This window comes from Caballeronia arvi (assembly GCF_001544695.2).
In the GTDB taxonomy this organism is placed as follows: domain Bacteria; phylum Pseudomonadota; class Gammaproteobacteria; order Burkholderiales; family Burkholderiaceae; genus Caballeronia; species Caballeronia arvi.
The window spans coordinates 1-14456 of the sequence record NZ_FCOM02000052.1; the positions used below are offsets into that span (position 1 = coordinate 1).

The 14456-nt window shown below is 61.6% G+C and carries 15 protein-coding genes; 2 read left to right on the forward strand and 13 right to left on the reverse strand.

Going from position 1 to position 14456, the window contains the following annotated elements:
- Nucleotides 1–437 precede the first annotated feature (437 nt).
- The 12 genes from AWB74_RS34460 to AWB74_RS34515 form a co-directional block, all read right to left on the reverse strand.
- A complete protein-coding gene (locus AWB74_RS34460; protein WP_061151151.1) occupies nucleotides 438–908 on the reverse strand; it encodes a ribonuclease in 471 nt (156 codons plus the stop codon).
- Between the two features lie 110 nt (nucleotides 909–1018).
- Nucleotides 1019–1510 (reverse strand): NUDIX domain-containing protein, encoded by a 492-nt coding sequence (locus tag AWB74_RS34465; RefSeq protein ID WP_061151099.1) that lies wholly within the window; start codon nucleotides 1508–1510, stop codon nucleotides 1019–1021.
- A 110-nt stretch (nucleotides 1511–1620) separates the two neighbouring features.
- Nucleotides 1621–2418: a DUF2182 domain-containing protein gene (locus AWB74_RS34470; RefSeq protein ID WP_061151100.1), complete on the reverse strand. Its 798-nt coding sequence runs from the start codon at nucleotides 2416–2418 to the stop codon at nucleotides 1621–1623.
- Nucleotides 2415–3017, reverse strand: coding sequence for a DUF1326 domain-containing protein (locus tag AWB74_RS34475; protein WP_061151101.1), 603 nt, complete (start codon nucleotides 3015–3017; stop codon nucleotides 2415–2417). Before AWB74_RS34475 ends, AWB74_RS34470 begins: the two co-directional genes overlap by 4 nt.
- A 149-nt stretch (nucleotides 3018–3166) precedes the next feature.
- Nucleotides 3167–4117, reverse strand: coding sequence for an amidohydrolase family protein (locus AWB74_RS34480; RefSeq protein WP_061151102.1), 951 nt, complete (start codon nucleotides 4115–4117; stop codon nucleotides 3167–3169).
- An 18-nt stretch (nucleotides 4118–4135) separates the two neighbouring features.
- Nucleotides 4136–5062 carry an amidohydrolase family protein gene (locus AWB74_RS34485; RefSeq protein ID WP_061151103.1) on the reverse strand — a complete coding sequence of 309 codons (927 nt, stop codon included), beginning with the start codon at nucleotides 5060–5062 and terminating at the stop codon, nucleotides 4136–4138.
- A complete protein-coding gene (locus AWB74_RS34490; RefSeq protein WP_061151104.1) occupies nucleotides 5059–5475 on the reverse strand; it encodes a thioesterase family protein in 417 nt (138 codons plus the stop codon). The genes AWB74_RS34485 and AWB74_RS34490 overlap by 4 nt, the downstream gene beginning before the upstream one ends.
- A 3-nt stretch (nucleotides 5476–5478) precedes the next feature.
- A complete protein-coding gene (locus AWB74_RS34495) occupies nucleotides 5479–7374 on the reverse strand; it encodes a TRAP transporter large permease (RefSeq protein WP_235024786.1) in 1896 nt (631 codons plus the stop codon).
- A 14-nt stretch (nucleotides 7375–7388) separates the two neighbouring features.
- Nucleotides 7389–8420: a TRAP transporter substrate-binding protein gene (locus AWB74_RS34500; protein ID WP_061151106.1), complete on the reverse strand. Its 1032-nt coding sequence runs from the start codon at nucleotides 8418–8420 to the stop codon at nucleotides 7389–7391.
- Nucleotides 8421–8472: 52 nt separating this feature from the next.
- Nucleotides 8473–9654 carry a CaiB/BaiF CoA transferase family protein gene (locus tag AWB74_RS34505; protein ID WP_200822077.1) on the reverse strand — a complete coding sequence of 394 codons (1182 nt, stop codon included), beginning with the start codon at nucleotides 9652–9654 and terminating at the stop codon, nucleotides 8473–8475.
- A 19-nt stretch (nucleotides 9655–9673) separates the two neighbouring features.
- Nucleotides 9674–10453, reverse strand: coding sequence for an enoyl-CoA hydratase-related protein (locus tag AWB74_RS34510; protein WP_061151108.1), 780 nt, complete (start codon nucleotides 10451–10453; stop codon nucleotides 9674–9676).
- An 11-nt stretch (nucleotides 10454–10464) separates the two neighbouring features.
- Complete coding sequence (locus tag AWB74_RS34515) at nucleotides 10465–11604, reverse strand: iron-containing alcohol dehydrogenase (protein ID WP_061151109.1); 1140 nt, start codon at nucleotides 11602–11604, stop codon at nucleotides 10465–10467.
- Nucleotides 11605–11782: 178 nt separating this feature from the next.
- On the opposite strand from AWB74_RS34515, the gene AWB74_RS34520 reads away from it, so the two are divergent.
- Both AWB74_RS34520 and AWB74_RS34525 read left to right on the forward strand, forming a co-directional pair.
- The gene (locus tag AWB74_RS34520) at nucleotides 11783–12730 is read left to right on the forward strand and encodes a LysR family transcriptional regulator (protein WP_061151110.1); all 948 of its coding nucleotides are present in this window, start codon (nucleotides 11783–11785) and stop codon (nucleotides 12728–12730) included.
- 96 nt (nucleotides 12731–12826) lie between these two features.
- Nucleotides 12827–13408 (forward strand): PPC domain-containing DNA-binding protein, encoded by a 582-nt coding sequence (locus tag AWB74_RS34525; RefSeq protein ID WP_061151111.1) that lies wholly within the window; start codon nucleotides 12827–12829, stop codon nucleotides 13406–13408.
- 4 nt (nucleotides 13409–13412) lie between these two features.
- Here the strand turns inward: AWB74_RS34525 and AWB74_RS34530 are convergent, their stop codons facing one another.
- The gene (locus AWB74_RS34530) at nucleotides 13413–14327 is read right to left on the reverse strand and encodes a LysR family transcriptional regulator (protein ID WP_061151112.1); all 915 of its coding nucleotides are present in this window, start codon (nucleotides 14325–14327) and stop codon (nucleotides 13413–13415) included.
- Nucleotides 14328–14456 lie beyond the last annotated feature (129 nt).

Genomic DNA, 14456 nt, shown 5'->3' on the forward strand with positions numbered 1-14456 from the left:
CTCCAGCGCCCAAAAGCACCAGAACCGCACTCGCCATCAAGCGCCCACACTTATCGGCTGTTAGTTTTTAAAGAGCATTGCGCAATGAATGTGCTTCGCTGTCTGCTTGCTTTCTTGCGCGCCGTCATTCAACGGGAGGCGAATTATGCGGGTGCATTTTGATGTCGTCAAGCGTCTTTTCGAAAAAAATTTCGAAACGAAATCGGGTCGCGATGCATCGACGCGATTGCCGAGCCAGATCGGGACGTAGATGCAGCACACAGCGAGCCGCATTAGTTCAAGCGAAACGAGGATCAGCAGCGCCGCCGACTCCGCGGCTCACGCGCGGATACGTCCGACTTCACGCTTCCCGGCTCCAGTTCAGCTCCAGGATCGCTCCACGCAACGATTACACTTCGGATTGCGAATAATGCTGTGGACTCAGCAGCGAGCTCACGCTAATCCGCAATACGTTTGAAACTGGCGTAGTAATCGTCGGTGTAGTAGCAGTCGTTGATATGCCTGCGCGGTCCGCCACACACGATGCGACGTAGCCCGCGATCCGCCGAGCCAGGCGTGCGAACGGTGTATGCGTGGTAGTAGCCGCGCGCGTGCTGCGGCAGTAGCGACGCGCTGTTGCGGAACAAGACGCCGTCCTCGCCGAAAGGAAAAGGGCCGCCCGCTTTGATCAGACGCAGCGTTTCAGCTGCTTCCGCCGGCAACTGCGCTTTGGAGACAGAAGCCGGCGCGCTTCGATCCTGCGCGCCCGATGCGGCGGTTGTGCCGCTCGCGGCCTGCCCAGGCTGACCCGGCGCCTGACTCGCGGATGCGCCCGCTTCTTGAGTAGCGTTTCGCGATCCGTCCTTGTTGCAGCCGCCGAGGATCGCGCTCACGGCGAGGATGCAGGTTAAAGCCCACGCTCGCTTCACGATGTCTCCGGGTTGACCAGCATTCGACGACCAACGAAAGGTCATTAAGAGTATCGCTAGTAGCGGAGTGAATCAATCTCCGTTTTCGGGCCTTTCGGCCGTCCCGAGCCTTACGACGATTGATGATCCCTGCCGAGATAGGCGACGACCGCCTTGGTCAGCGCTAAGCCGCGCAATTCATCGGGCGATGCCAGTTGCGCGGCGACGATCTCACGATTGTCGAGTCGCAGCCTGGGTAGCCCATCGAGGTGCAGTTCGAAGAAATGGACCCGATCCTTTCGTCCGTCCCAGATTCCGCAGGCACTGCCCGCGGCAAGCAACGGGTACGACGGAAGCCCGATCTCCTCTTTCATTTCCCGCTGCGCTGCCGCCTCGGGCGTTTCTCCGGCGTGAACGCTTCCGCCCGGGAAATTCCATTCGGACCGGTACGATGACCTCAACAGCAACAGCGCCTGCCCGACGTAGACGGCCACAAGCGCGCCCTCATGATGAGGCCGTCGAACGGACCACCAGATGCGAGCAAATACGAAACCGACGCGAAGCAACATACGCCAGACGAAGTCGACAAGCATTGGCGGTCGCGCAGGCTCGAGGCGTGGCATGAGGTCTTCTTCCTTTCATGGTCAGCGGAACGAATCGAATAATATAATATCTGTAATCCGAAATTAACGACCGCGCAATTTCTGTGCCTCGGCGAAGTCGTGCGCCAGCCTCAAGCCATGCTGACATGCTGCACAACGATCCACGCGGACCACGCAATCAGCGCAATGCCCAGCGGCTTGCCGATCGACCTGCCCCAACTGAAGTTCTTCTCGGCCGCCATGATAGCGCCCAGTGCCAGCATCCAGCCGACGCTTCCCGTGCCGACCGCGAACATCAGCAGCATCAGCGCCCAACAGCAGCCCACGCAGAAAGCGCCGTGACTCATGCCGAGCAGAAAGCTCTCACGGCGCGCGCTCAGGCCGCGCCAATGTCCGGTGATGAACATGAGGGGCGAGCGGCACTTGTCGAGACATCGATGCTTGAGGCTGCTGAATTGATAGAGGCCCGCAAGCGCGACGATCGCAGCGCCGATCAGCCATCCGTTCGCAAGCAATGTCGGCGATTGATCTGCAAGACGGTGGAGCGCCTCATCGAAGGCATGTGCGATGAGGCCGAACAACGTCCACGCCATCGCATAGCCGACGATCAGCAACGCGATCAGCGTGCGCCGCTCTTCGCGCGCACTCGTCATCCGCCTGAAGGTGTCGAAGAGCGGGAAGGCTGTGGGCAGCATCATCGCCGCAATCATCAGGAGCCATGCGACGCTGTGCAGCGACGCGGCAAGCGGAAGACTCGCGCCGGGCACCGCACGGCATATCGCGCCGACGCCCGGCAGCTCGGTCCAGCTCGCCCGATGCAGATAGCGCGCATACGGCCCCGCGTCCCACGCCCATAGCGCGATCCATGCGCTCGCCGTCAACGCGACGAAGAGCGGCGCGAAAAGCCGCGAGCGCGGGCGCATCTTCATGACGCGAAGCTGAACGATCCCTGAATGGCGTTATGTCCCGTGAGATCCAGATCGAGTGCGAGCTTTTCGTGCCGCAGGCGGAACGAGTTCGCCTTGCCGACGAACGCGGGCGATCCGGGTATCGTCGAAAAGATGCTTTCGACCAGTCTGGTCGGCTCGCCGGTCGGGCCGCGATAAGGCTCCAGATCGGCCTCGATGGTTTCGCCGACCTTCATCCTTCCCTTGCCTTCGACGACCGTGTATTCGATCGCGGCGCGTTCCACCGATACCATTTCACCGATCAGCTTCACGATATCCGCGAGCGGCCCGCCGCGCTCGCCACGGTGCACGCTCACGAGCGCATCGAATTGCGCGTCGCTCGCGCCATCGTCGACGAACATCGCAACGCGCCAGCCGCCTTTCAGCACGTTGCCGGGAATGAATGCCGCGAATGCAACCGTCCTTCCCGACACATCGACGCCGTCGATCACGCCTTGCTCGTAGTGGTACGCGATAGCGCTGCGGCAAGTGCCGTTATCGGGATCTTCCCCGACCCAGCACGGACACAGTATCTTGCACTCGCATACTTCGAGGATGCTGCCCATCAGTTGATAGCTCATTCGCGCCTCCTCCGCCGGTCGAATCCGGCACGCATGAGCATTGCCGGACATTCTTTGTTGTAGGCGTTAACCGGGCGGGAATCAAAGCAACCGGGCGCGGCGAATGATTGGAGCAGCTTATACAGTCATTGTTTTCCGAGTTGTCGATTTCACATTCCATAGACCTCGACCGCATTGTCGTAAAAGAGCGCCAGCCGGTTTGCTATCGAATAGGGCGCGGCTATCGTCTTGAAGCCGTCGAAGATATCCGTCATCCGGTCAACGACGCCGTCCACGGGATAGTTGCTGGCGAACGAGCAGCGCCGTGCGCCGAACACGTCGATTGCGGTGCGCACGATGCGCGTGTTTGCATCCACGCTCCAGCGCTGCCCCGGAATACAGATGCCCGAAATTTTCAGATGCACGTTCGGCTCGCGTGCCACCAATTCGAGCGCATCGCACCAGCCTTTCAGGCCTTCCTCGGATCGATCCGCCGGCAGGCCGGTGTGGTTGATGACGATCTGCGTGCCCGGAAAATCGCGCGCCAGTTCGGCTGCCTCGTTGAAATGCCACCAGAACACCTGAAGCTCGAACAACAGGCCGTGCTCGCGCAGTTTCGCGTAACCGTCGCGCCATTTCGGATCGCGCATCGATCCCGGCGCAACGAAGTCATTCGTATGATCGGCGCGCGCAACCGCAGCCGGCTTGTGCCGAATTCCTCTGACGAGCGGATGCCGTCCGTAGACATCGAGGACCGCGTCCACGTCTTCGCGATCGAGCCAGGCCTGAGCGCTCATCGCGTGCGGAAAGCCATGCTCGCGCCGCAGCGATTCGACCCAGCGCAGTTCGCCGAGCGGATCGGCCGGGTCCCATTCCCCTTCGATGAGCACCGTCTGCACGATCTTGTGATGACCCGCCGCGCGAAAGTAATCATCGGGCAGGAAGGTGCGCCGTATGCGATCGTAATCGCCGTAGCGGAAATTCTGCACCGGCTTGTCCGCGAGCCACGGATAGTAATTACGCTCGACGTCGAAGAAGTGCTGATGAGCATCCGCGATAGGCAGATCATCGTCCGCGCCGCTCTCTAGAAAGCGGCGGCGAAGTTCGTTGGCGTCCCACATGGACAAGTCTCTCCTGGCTCAAACCACGATGCGATAGAACCGCTGCGCATTAAGATAGAAAATCTTCTCGAGCGCATCGCGCCCGAGCGGTTCCAGCATCCTTCTCATACTGCTGACGAGTACGTCGTAGCTCACCCTCAAACCGGCGACGGGAAAATTGCTCGCGAACATGCAGCGATCGACGCCGAATATGGAAACCGCATCGAGCACGATGCGCCGGTTATCGTCGTAGTTCCAGGTAGCATCCTTGAGGCCGAACTCCGACAGCTTCACCGAGACATTGTGCTGCTTCGCGAGCTGCTCCATTCCGCGCCGCCATCGGGCCAATCCCTCTTCGCTTCGGTCCCACGGGAAGCCGGCGTGATTCAACGCAATGCCGATGTTCGGAAACATGCTCGCCACTTCGGCCGCATCGGCGAGATGCCACGGCGGCACGCGCAAATCCCACGAGAAACCGAACTTTTCGAGTAACGAGAATCCGCGCAGCCAGGCCGGATCGCGCATCGTTCCGCGCGGATCTTCGATCCGCTCGCCGGGACTGCGCGACGTGACCGGCTTCGAACGAATTCCGCGCACAAGCGGATACGCCGCATGCCGCGCAAGGATCTCCTCCGTGTCGGGCGCATCGAACCACGCATGCGCGACGACGGCTCGCGGAAAGCCATAACGCTCATGCACCTCATGCAGCCAGCGCGTTTCAGCGACCTGCTCGTCACGCGCACGCTCCGCCTCGACGTGGACCGTCCCGATCACGGGTTGCGCGCCCACCGCCGCGAGATAGTCTTGCGGAAGAAAGTCCCGGCAGAGACTGCGGTAATCGCCGAGAAAAAACTCTTGGTGATAGTCGTCCTGCAGCCACGGATAACGCCCCGCCGAGAGATCCCACAGATGATGATGCGCATCGATGATCGGTATCTCATCCGGCGCGATGTCATTGATGCTCATGCGGATACGATGCCCGCCCGGCTCGCTTTCTCACCGACGCGCGCCTTCAGTTTTTCGACATTGACGACGAAACGCGAATGACTACCCGTGCATACCTGTTCGATGTCGTCGAACACGGCGATATCGAATTTCACGGCGCGGCCATCGATGCTCGCCACTTTCACTTCGATACGCACGCGCACGCCGAGCAAGGTCGCGCCGGTATGCGCGATATCGACCGCCGTGCCCACCGAGTTTTCGCCTTTATCGACGAAATCGAGCAGATAGTCGAGACAGGTCTGCTCGATATCGTCGATCAGCTTCGGCGTCGCGTAGATGCGAAGGTCTTCGCCGAGGAAGGAAATGGTGCGCTCGCGATCGACTTCGATGGTTCGCGAATGCGTAGCGCCGACCCGCAAGGAATCGTTGATCATGGTTCAGTTTCCGGAAAGAAAGCCCGTGGACACCCACGGTACGGCGACGAGGACGAGCAGCGCCACCGCGAGCGCGCCCAGATACGGCCACACGCGCTTCATCGCGCCATCGGGATCGACCTTCGCGATCGCGCACGCCGCATAGAAGCCCACGCCGAAAGGCGGTGCGAAGAGGCCGAGGCCCATCGCGAAGATCGCGACCATCGCGTAATGAACGTCGTTGATACCGAGTTGACGCGCGACCGGAAACAACAACGGGCCGAACAGCACGATCGCGGGAATGCCTTCGAGGAAACTGCCGAGCAACACGAACGCGCCCGCCGAGATCAGCAGGAAGCCCATCGAACCGCCGGGCGCCGTCGACATGAGTTGCGCGAGCTGATGCGAGAAGCCGGATTGCGTCAACGCCCAGGCCATCGCGGTCGCGCAGCCGATGATGATCAGAATCGCGCCCGACAGCGACGCCGTGCCGACGATGATCGGGTAGAGCCGGTTCCACTTGAACGAGCGATAAAACAAGAGACCGACGACGAACGTATACGCCACGCCGACGGAAGCGACTTCGGTTGCCGTCGCGATGCCTTCGACGACCGCTGCGCGGATCACGAACGGCAACGCCAGCGCAGGCAGCGCGAACAGGAACGCCCTGCCGACTTCGCGCGGCTTTGCGCGTTCGACTTCCTTCAGCTCGCGCTTGCGGTTCTTGAGCCAGATCACCGCGACCATCGCGAACGCGCCGACGATCGCCGGCATGAAGCCGCCCGTGAACAAAGCGGAGATCGATACGCCCGTCACCGAACCGATGGTGATCAGCACGAGACTCGGCGGAATAGTCTCCGACATCGCACCCGACGCGCTCAACATCGCGACGAGTTCGTTCTCATCCTCGCCGCGCTTTTTCATCTCCGGAAAGAGCGCCGGCGCGACGGCGGCCATATCCGCGGCCTTGGAACCGGAGATGCCGCTCACGAGATAGATCGCGCCGATCAGCACATACGACAAGCCGCCCTTGAAATGCCCGATCAGCGATGCGAGAAAGCGGATCATCGCTTGCGCCATGCCCATTGCTTCGATGAGCGCGCCGAGGAACACGAACAACGGAATCGCGAGCAGGATCAGGCTCGACATGCCTTCGTCGATACGGCCCATCACGACGAGCATCGGCGTCATGGTCACCGTGCTCAGATAAGCGACGGTCGACAACCCGAAGGCGACCATGATCGGCACGCCGATCACCACCATGAACACGACGGCGACCACGAAGAAGATCACGAGGTTCCAGTTGCCGAGCGATGTCATCGCGGCCTTGAACGTCATCAGCGCAAGCGCGATGCCGCCTGCTACCACGGCCGAGATCACGAAGTGCAGCGGCCTCGCCTGCTCCATCAGACGCGCGACGGAAATCGCGAGCATCAGCGTAAGGCCGACCGCGAGCGCCGCCACGCGATAGCCGTTCGATATTTCCAGCGCCGCGCTCGTGATGGCCCACTCTTCCGACACGTACTCCCACGCCGGCGACAGCAGCACCAGGATGAACGCGATGACGACCACGGCGCCGAACGTATCGACGAATGCGCGCCTCGCAGGTTTCAGATGCGCGATGAAGGTCGTGAGCCGCATATGCTCGTTGCGGCGCAATGCGATGACTGTGCCCAGCATCGCGAGCCAGATGAACAAAAGCGTCGCCAGTTCGTCGCCCCAGATCAGCGGATCGTGAAGCACGTATCGATAGAACACGTTCGCGAACAGCAACACTACTTCGGCCACTACGAGCGCCGCGGCGCAGAGTTCGGTCGACCAGCGGATGCAGACATCGAGAATATGACCCGCTCTTGCAACCGGCCCGAGCGGCTTGCCCGCGACCGTCACAGGCATCCCCATGGAAACGTCAGTGCTCATGATCCGCTCCTTCCTCACGAAAGCTGCCCGGAATATTTCTCGAGAAGTCCCCAAGCCGCATCGCCGTACTTCTTTTTCCACTCGGCGTAGAAACCTTTTTGCTGCAGATCGGTGCGGAACGCCTGCTGATCGACCTTGTTGAAGGTGACGCCCTTCGAGGTGAGCATCGGTTCGAGACTCTGATTGAGACGGATGACTTCCTCGCGCTGCTTCATCGCCGCCTCGTTGATATTGCGCGCGACGATGTCCTGCACATCCTTTGGCAGCTTCGGCCAGGTCTTGCCGCTCGCGAGCAGCCAGAAGCCGTTCCAGATATGCCCCGTCAGGGAGCAGTACTTCTGCACTTCGTAGAAGCGCGCGGACTGCACCACGACGAGCGGATTCTCCTGTCCTTCGACGACTTTCGTCTGCAGCGCGGAGTACGTCTCGTTGATGCTGATGCCGGTGGGCGCCGCGCCGAAGGTCTTGAACATCGAAGTCCATAGCGGGCTGACCAGCACGCGGATCTTGAAGCCCTTGAGATCGGCGGGCGTCCTGATGGGGCGCGTAGAACTGGTGATCTGCCGGAAGCCGTTGTTCCAGACCTTGTCCATCGCGATGAGCCCTGCTTTCGCGGCTTGCTCGCGGACGTGCTTGCCGAGGTCGCCATCCATCGCGGCCCATACGTCGTCGTAGTTCTTGAACGCGAAAGGCACGCTTTCGATCGATGCGACCGGCACGAGCGTCGACAGAATCGCACCCGGCAACGGAATGAAATCGACGCCGCCCGCGCGCACTTGCGACAGCATGTCGGTGTCTCCGCCCATTTGCGCGTTCGCGAAGACCTGAAGATCGACGCGGCCGTTCGTTTCCTTCTTGATGGCCGCCGATGCCTCGCGCATATGCGCGTTGAGCGGATGGCTGTCCGGCAGGCTGCTCGCGTACTTGAGCACGATGGGCGCGGCTTGCGCGAATGCGCGGGTCGGCAGTGCGATGCCCGCCGCCGTGGCGGCCACGGCAACGCCCGCCGTCGTCAGGAAGTCCCGACGCGTGATGGTTCCACTCATGTTTGTCTCCTGAACTCTGTCATGCGCGATTCGATCGCGTCTGTTGCTGCGGTTACTGAGCAAGCGCGACGACCGCTTTCTCTTCGATCAGACGATCGATATCGGCTGCCGAATAGCCCGACTCCGTCAACACTTCTCGCGTGTGCTCGCCGAGCAGCGGCGCGGGACGATTGCCCGAGCGCTTCGCATCGGAGAAGTGGATCGGCAGGCCGAGACCTCTGACCTTGCCGGCCGTCGGATGATCGGTTTCGACGACCATCTCGCGCGCGATCGTCTGCGGATGCGCGAGCGCCGCCGCGATATCGAGGACCGGACCGGCCGGCAGACCGATGCGATCGAACTGCGCCATCCATTCATCCGTGCTGCGGCGAACGAGCAATTCATTGATGATCGCGACGAGCGCCTCGCGATGCTGCAATCTCAGCGCATTCGTTTCGAAGCGCGGATCGCTCGCGAGTGCGGGCGCGTCGAGCACGTCGAGCAGCCGCTCGTAGTTGCTCTGATTGGCCGCGCCGATGTTGATCCAGCCGTCGCTCGTCTTGAAGACCTGATACGGCGCGCTCGTCGAATTGGCGGAGCCCATCTTCGGCAGAATGGTGCCGTCCGCGAGATAGCTCGCCGCAGGCCAGAACATCTGTTGCAGGCCCGCTTCGAAGAGCGACGTGTCGACCATCTGGCCGCGTCCGGTGCGCAGCTTCTGCGCATACGCCGCCGCAATGCCGAGCGCCGCGAGAATGCCCGAGTTGATATCGGCGACGGGCGAGCCTGCCTTCACCGGCTCGCGCCCTTCTTCGCCCGTCATGCTCATCATGCCGCTCATGCCTTGCGCGATGAGATCGAAGCCGCCCTTCTCGCCGAACGGACCGGTGCGGCCGAAGCCCGAGATCGCGCAATAGATCAGTCCCGGATTGAGTTCCTTGAGCGTCTCGTAACCGAGGCCGAACTTCTCCATCGTGCCGGCGCGATAGTTTTCCGTGACGACATCCGCGTCCGCGAGCAATCGCTTCAATACTTCGCGGCCGCCTTCGCTCTTCAGATTGAGGCCGATGCCGCGCTTGTTGCGATTGACGATCATGTACGACGCGGATTCGCCGCTCGGCAGAATCGGCGAGAAACGGCGCGAATCGTCGCCGTCCGGCGCTTTCTCGACCTTCACGACATCCGCGCCCATGTCGGCGAGCATCATGCCGCACACGGGGCCGGACATGATATGCGCCAGTTCGACTACTTTCATTCCACTCAGCGGACCCATTTCACTTTCCCTTGAAGACTGGTTTCTGTTTTGCATTGAATGCCTCGGCACCGATGCGAAAGTCCTCGGTGTCGAAGCAATCGAAAGCGGATTCGATATCGGTTTCCGACAGCGCGGGCGATGGCGTCAGCTTGTTCGCCGCCGCCTTGTGCCAGCGCGCGACGAGCGGCGCGCCGCGCGCGATGCGCCGTGCGGTGGCAATGGCTTCTTCCTCGACCGCATCGTCGGCTACGACCCGTGACGTCAGTCCCTTCGCAAGCGCTTCCGTTGCATCGAAGATGCGCCCTTCGAGCACGATCTCCATTGCGACGGAACGGCCCGCGAGACGAATCAGCGCGCCGAGCTCGGCACAGGACATCGTGAGTCCGAGTTGTCCGACGGGTGCGCCGAAGCGGCTCGATTCACCGCAGATGCGGATATCGCAGAGCGATGCGATCTCCAGCCCGCCGCCGACGCATACGCCATGAATCATCGCGACGACCGGATGACGGCAATGCTCGATGGCCTCCATCGCGGCGGTCGTGATCTGCGCATAAGCGCGCGCCTGTTCGCGATTCGACCGTTGCGTCGCGAATTCGCCGATATCCGCGCCCGCTGCGAACGCCTTCGTTCCCGCGCCGCGCAGCACGATGCATCGAACGCTGTCATCGTCGGATAGCTGCTGCATCGCCGCGCCGAGATCGCGCCACATCGAAAGCGTGAGCGCGTTCATCCTGTCGGGGTTATCGAGCGTGAGGATAGCCATATCGCCATTGCGCCCGATGGTCAGCTTGTCTCCCATGTCTTCCTCTTTCAGAACGATGCGTCGAGCATCGCGTGATAATCGCTTTCCGATGCGTCGCGCGGATTGGTCTTGTGGCTGTGATCTTTCAGCGCGCCCTTCACGATGTCGGGGAACATGTCGCGCGTGACGCCGATACTCGAAAGCGTCGTCGGCAGGCCGAGGCGATGCGTCATCTCCCTGATCGAAGGCCCGACGTTCGCGGGATTCTCGAGACCCATCGCTTGCGCCAGGCGCGCGAGCTTGCCTTCTTCCTGCACCGTCGGCGCTTCCTGATTGAACGCGATCACCGCGGGCAGAAAGATCGCGTTGAGCGTGCCGTGATGCAGACGCGGGTTCATGCCGCCGAGCGAATGACTGAGGCTGTGCACGCATCCCAGACCCTTCTGGAACGCGAGCGCGCCCTGCATCGATGCGCTCATCATGTTCATGCGCGCGGTCTTGTCGTCGGGATGCGTGGTGGCGAGTTCTATGTGACGCCAGCCGCGCCACAGCCCATCGAGCGCGATGCCATCCGCCGCGGGATTGAACGCGGGCGCCATGAAGGTCTCGATGCAATGCGCGATCGCGTCCATGCCGGTTGCAGCGGTCATCGTCGCGGGCAATTTCAGCGTGAGCTCGGGATCGCAGATGGCGGACTTCGGCACCACGAAGGGCGATATCACGCCGACTTTTCTGCCGTCGTCGAGGATCAGGATCGCGCCGCGTCCCACTTCGCTGCCGGTGCCCGCCGTCGTCGGAATCGCGATCACAGGCGCGGTCGCCGACGTGATGCGCGTCGCGCCGCCTTCGATCACGGCGAAGCTCTGCAACGGGCCGTCGTGCGTGGCGCAGACCGCGACGCCCTTCGCGAGATCGATCGACGATCCGCCGCCCACCGCGATGATTCCATCGCAACCCGCATCGACGAACACGGCGACCCCTTCGCGCACCGCCGCTTCGTTCGGATTCGGCGGCGTGCCGTCATATACGGGTACGGCGTGATCCGCGCCCAGCGCGGACAGCACCTTGTCCACGATGCCCGCCGCCTGGATGCCGCGATCCGTCACGATGAGCGGTCGCTTGATTCCGATCCTTTCGCATTCGCTCTTCAGCAGCCGCAGGGCGCCGAAGTCGAACTGAATCTGCGTGATGTAGTTGATGAGGGCCATGTTGATCGACAGTTATAGGTACAAGAAAACCCGGATAGCCGAAACCCTTATCGACGCGGGTTAACCTTAGGCTTTGAGCTTTGCGCAACGCGGGTTTGATGCGGCAGTATAGGCAGCGGCCCAAACGACCGGAATTGACAATAATGAATACGGGTATAACTATTCCTCAACTCGCCGCATGACTCCTTCCCTCAACTCGATCATTTCCCGGCTGCATCTGAAGCAGTTGCGTCTGCTCATCGCGCTTGCCGATCACGGTTCGCTGCTGAGCGCGGCGAAGCAGGTTTCGCTCACGCAGCCTGGCGCAAGCAAGGCGCTGCATGAAATCGAAACCACCTTCGGCACGGCGCTTTTCAACCGAACCAGCCGCGGTCTGGAACCGAACGACATCGGCCATTGCGTGATTCGCTATGCGCGGTTGATCCACACCGACGTCGCGCATTTGCGCGAGGAAATCGTCGGCATCATGCGAGGGCATGGCGGGCGCGTGTCGGTCGGTGTCATCATGGGCGCGGTGCCGCGCGTGATCGATGCGATTTCTTCGCTCGTCACGAAGCATCCGGAGATGTCGGTGGAGATCGTGGAGGATACGAGCGCCGCGTTGCTGAGCCTGATCGATGCGGGACGGCTCGATCTCGCCGTGTGCCGCACGACGATCAGCCAGACGCCCTTTCTCTATGACAGCGTCAATCTGCAAGAGGAAACGCTGGCTGTCATCGCGAACCTGAGCCATCCGTTTCAGAACGCGCGCAAGCTGCATCTGAAAGATCTCGCCGATGTGCGATGGGTCGTCTATCGCGCCAACATGCCGATGCGCATGCTGCTCGAACGAGAGTTCCGCGAAGCCGAGATTCGCTTTCCGCGACATCTCGTCGAGACCACGTCGGCATTCGCCACGCTTTCGCTACTGCAAAGCAATCCGACGTTCGTCGCGCTCGTATCGATCGATGTCGCCGAGTTCTTCAGCCAGCACGGCATGACCGGCATTCTGCCGCTCAGGCTCTCTTCGAAAAGCGAGCCGTACGAACTGGTCACGCGGCACGGCGCACCGGTTTCCGCCGGCGCGCGCCTCCTGATGGAAGAGCTGAACCCGCCGCGCGACGAAAGCCATGACGCCGGGTTATAGCCCTAGTCGCAACTCTCAGTATTTCGTCGGGAACGTCTTGTCTACACTCCGCGGCAGCCGAATCGACTCGGCAAGAACATCAACGGAGACAGCTTCATGGACGAGACTTATCTGCGCAGGCACTTCTTCAGGAACATCGCGGCGCTGTCGGCCGGCGCATTGGCGGCATCCGTCATCCCGGGCGGCGTATCCGCGCAGACGCAATCGCCTGCGGAGTGCGAAGCGGGCGTCATATCCGCGGGCGGCCCGGACGTGCAACGCAGATACATCAGGACGCCCACGGGCTATTTCATGGTGCTGCGCATGGGCGACAACGTCTTCGAGCATCTGACGAAGTTCGCGCTGGCCGAGAGCATTCCGGCGGCGAGCGTCACGGGCATCGGCTTCGGTCATCCGACCTTCGGCTTCTGGAACGCGGCAAAGAAGGATTTCGACGCGAAGACCTTTCGCAACGTCGAGATGGGCAGTCTTGCGGGTTCGGTCGCGTGGAAAGAAGGCAAGCCGTCGATCCATATGCACGGCATGGCCGGCGACAGCAACTTCAACGCGTACGGCGGCCATCTGCTCGATCTGGAAGTAGGCACCGGTTCGATGGAGATCACGCTGACCGCGCATCAGAAGCGGCTAGAGCGGGCGATCGATCCGTGCATCGGCGCCAACGTGCTCGGCATCGGCTGAAGCCTCAGCGATGGCCGGTCAGCGCGAACTCGGTGGTCTTGACCGCTTCGGCCAGATAGTCGACGAATGAAGCTATGCGCGCGGAGATCGCCGTGTTGCGATAGTAGACCGCGTTGATCGGTTGCCGCACTTCCTGCGTGTGGCGCGCGAGAATCTGCACGAGCCTGCCCTCGCGCCGGTCGCGCAGGGTCATGAAATCCGACAGACACACGATACCCGCGCTTTCCAGCGCGAGATGCCGCAGCGTCTCGCCGCTCGATGACGCAATGGCCGGCGTGATCCGATACGGCTCGTCGTCCGGTCCGGCGAGCGGCCAGAGATTGAGCGACTCCGGCTGCGTGAAGCCGATCAGCGAATGATTCACGAGTTCGTCGATGCGTCTGGGAAGCCCGTGCGCCTGAAGATACTCCGGCGTCGCGAGCACGCGAATGCGGCTGCTGCCGATCGGGCGGCTATGCAATGTCGAATCCTTCAGCCTGCCAATACGGATCGCGACATCGGTGCGACGTTCCAGAAGATCGATCACACCTTCGTTGCTGTTCAGCTCCAGTTCCACATGCGGATAGCGTTCGCGATATCCCGCGACCAGGGGCACGATCACGTGCAGCATGAACGGCGTCGCCGCATCGACACGCAAGAGTCCCGAGGGCCGCTCGCGCCGCGCGGCGATCTGTTCCTCGGCGCTCTCCACGGCATCGATGATCTCGCGCGCATTTTGCAGAAAGCTCTTGCCCTCTTCCGTCAGTTCCAGACGCCGCGTGGTTCTGCGCAGTAGCGTTGTCTGGAGCTTCTCTTCGAGCCGTCCGAGCGTGCGGCTCGCACCTGAAACCGTCTGATCCAGTTGTTCGGCCGCCGCCGTGATGGAGCCGGTGTCGACCACCGTCGCAAAGGTCTGAAGCTCGTCGAGCGTGACTTTCATCGTTGACTTCGATTCAAGAGTTTCTCCGTTATAGACCGGTTTCCGCGCAAAAGTAAAGCCAGCCTACGCGTTGCGCAAAGCCCGGTCGCACTTGATTAAAAATCAAGATTCTTTCCCGTTTCAAGCGGT

Coding starts and splice junctions, on each gene's coding strand:
- AWB74_RS34465 (WP_061151099.1), bottom strand. CDS start 1,510: ATGCCACGCCTCGAGCCTGCGCGACCGCCAATGCTTGTCGACTTCGTC.
- AWB74_RS34470 (WP_061151100.1), bottom strand. CDS start 2,418: ATGAAGATGCGCCCGCGCTCGCGGCTTTTCGCGCCGCTCTTCGTCGCG.
- AWB74_RS34475 (WP_061151101.1), bottom strand. CDS start 3,017: ATGAGCTATCAACTGATGGGCAGCATCCTCGAAGTATGCGAGTGCAAG.
- AWB74_RS34480 (WP_061151102.1), bottom strand. CDS start 4,117: ATGTGGGACGCCAACGAACTTCGCCGCCGCTTTCTAGAGAGCGGCGCG.
- AWB74_RS34485 (WP_061151103.1), bottom strand. CDS start 5,062: ATGAGCATCAATGACATCGCGCCGGATGAGATACCGATCATCGATGCG.
- AWB74_RS34490 (WP_061151104.1), bottom strand. CDS start 5,475: ATGATCAACGATTCCTTGCGGGTCGGCGCTACGCATTCGCGAACCATC.
- AWB74_RS34495 (WP_235024786.1), bottom strand. CDS start 7,374: ATGAGCACTGACGTTTCCATGGGGATGCCTGTGACGGTCGCGGGCAAG.
- AWB74_RS34500 (WP_061151106.1), bottom strand. CDS start 8,420: ATGAGTGGAACCATCACGCGTCGGGACTTCCTGACGACGGCGGGCGTT.
- AWB74_RS34505 (WP_200822077.1), bottom strand. CDS start 9,654: ATGAAAGTAGTCGAACTGGCGCATATCATGTCCGGCCCCGTGTGCGGC.
- AWB74_RS34510 (WP_061151108.1), bottom strand. CDS start 10,453: ATGGGAGACAAGCTGACCATCGGGCGCAATGGCGATATGGCTATCCTC.
- AWB74_RS34515 (WP_061151109.1), bottom strand. CDS start 11,604: ATGGCCCTCATCAACTACATCACGCAGATTCAGTTCGACTTCGGCGCC.
- AWB74_RS34520 (WP_061151110.1), top strand. CDS start 11,783: ATGACTCCTTCCCTCAACTCGATCATTTCCCGGCTGCATCTGAAGCAG.
- AWB74_RS34525 (WP_061151111.1), top strand. CDS start 12,827: ATGGACGAGACTTATCTGCGCAGGCACTTCTTCAGGAACATCGCGGCG.
- AWB74_RS34530 (WP_061151112.1), bottom strand. CDS start 14,327: ATGAAAGTCACGCTCGACGAGCTTCAGACCTTTGCGACGGTGGTCGAC.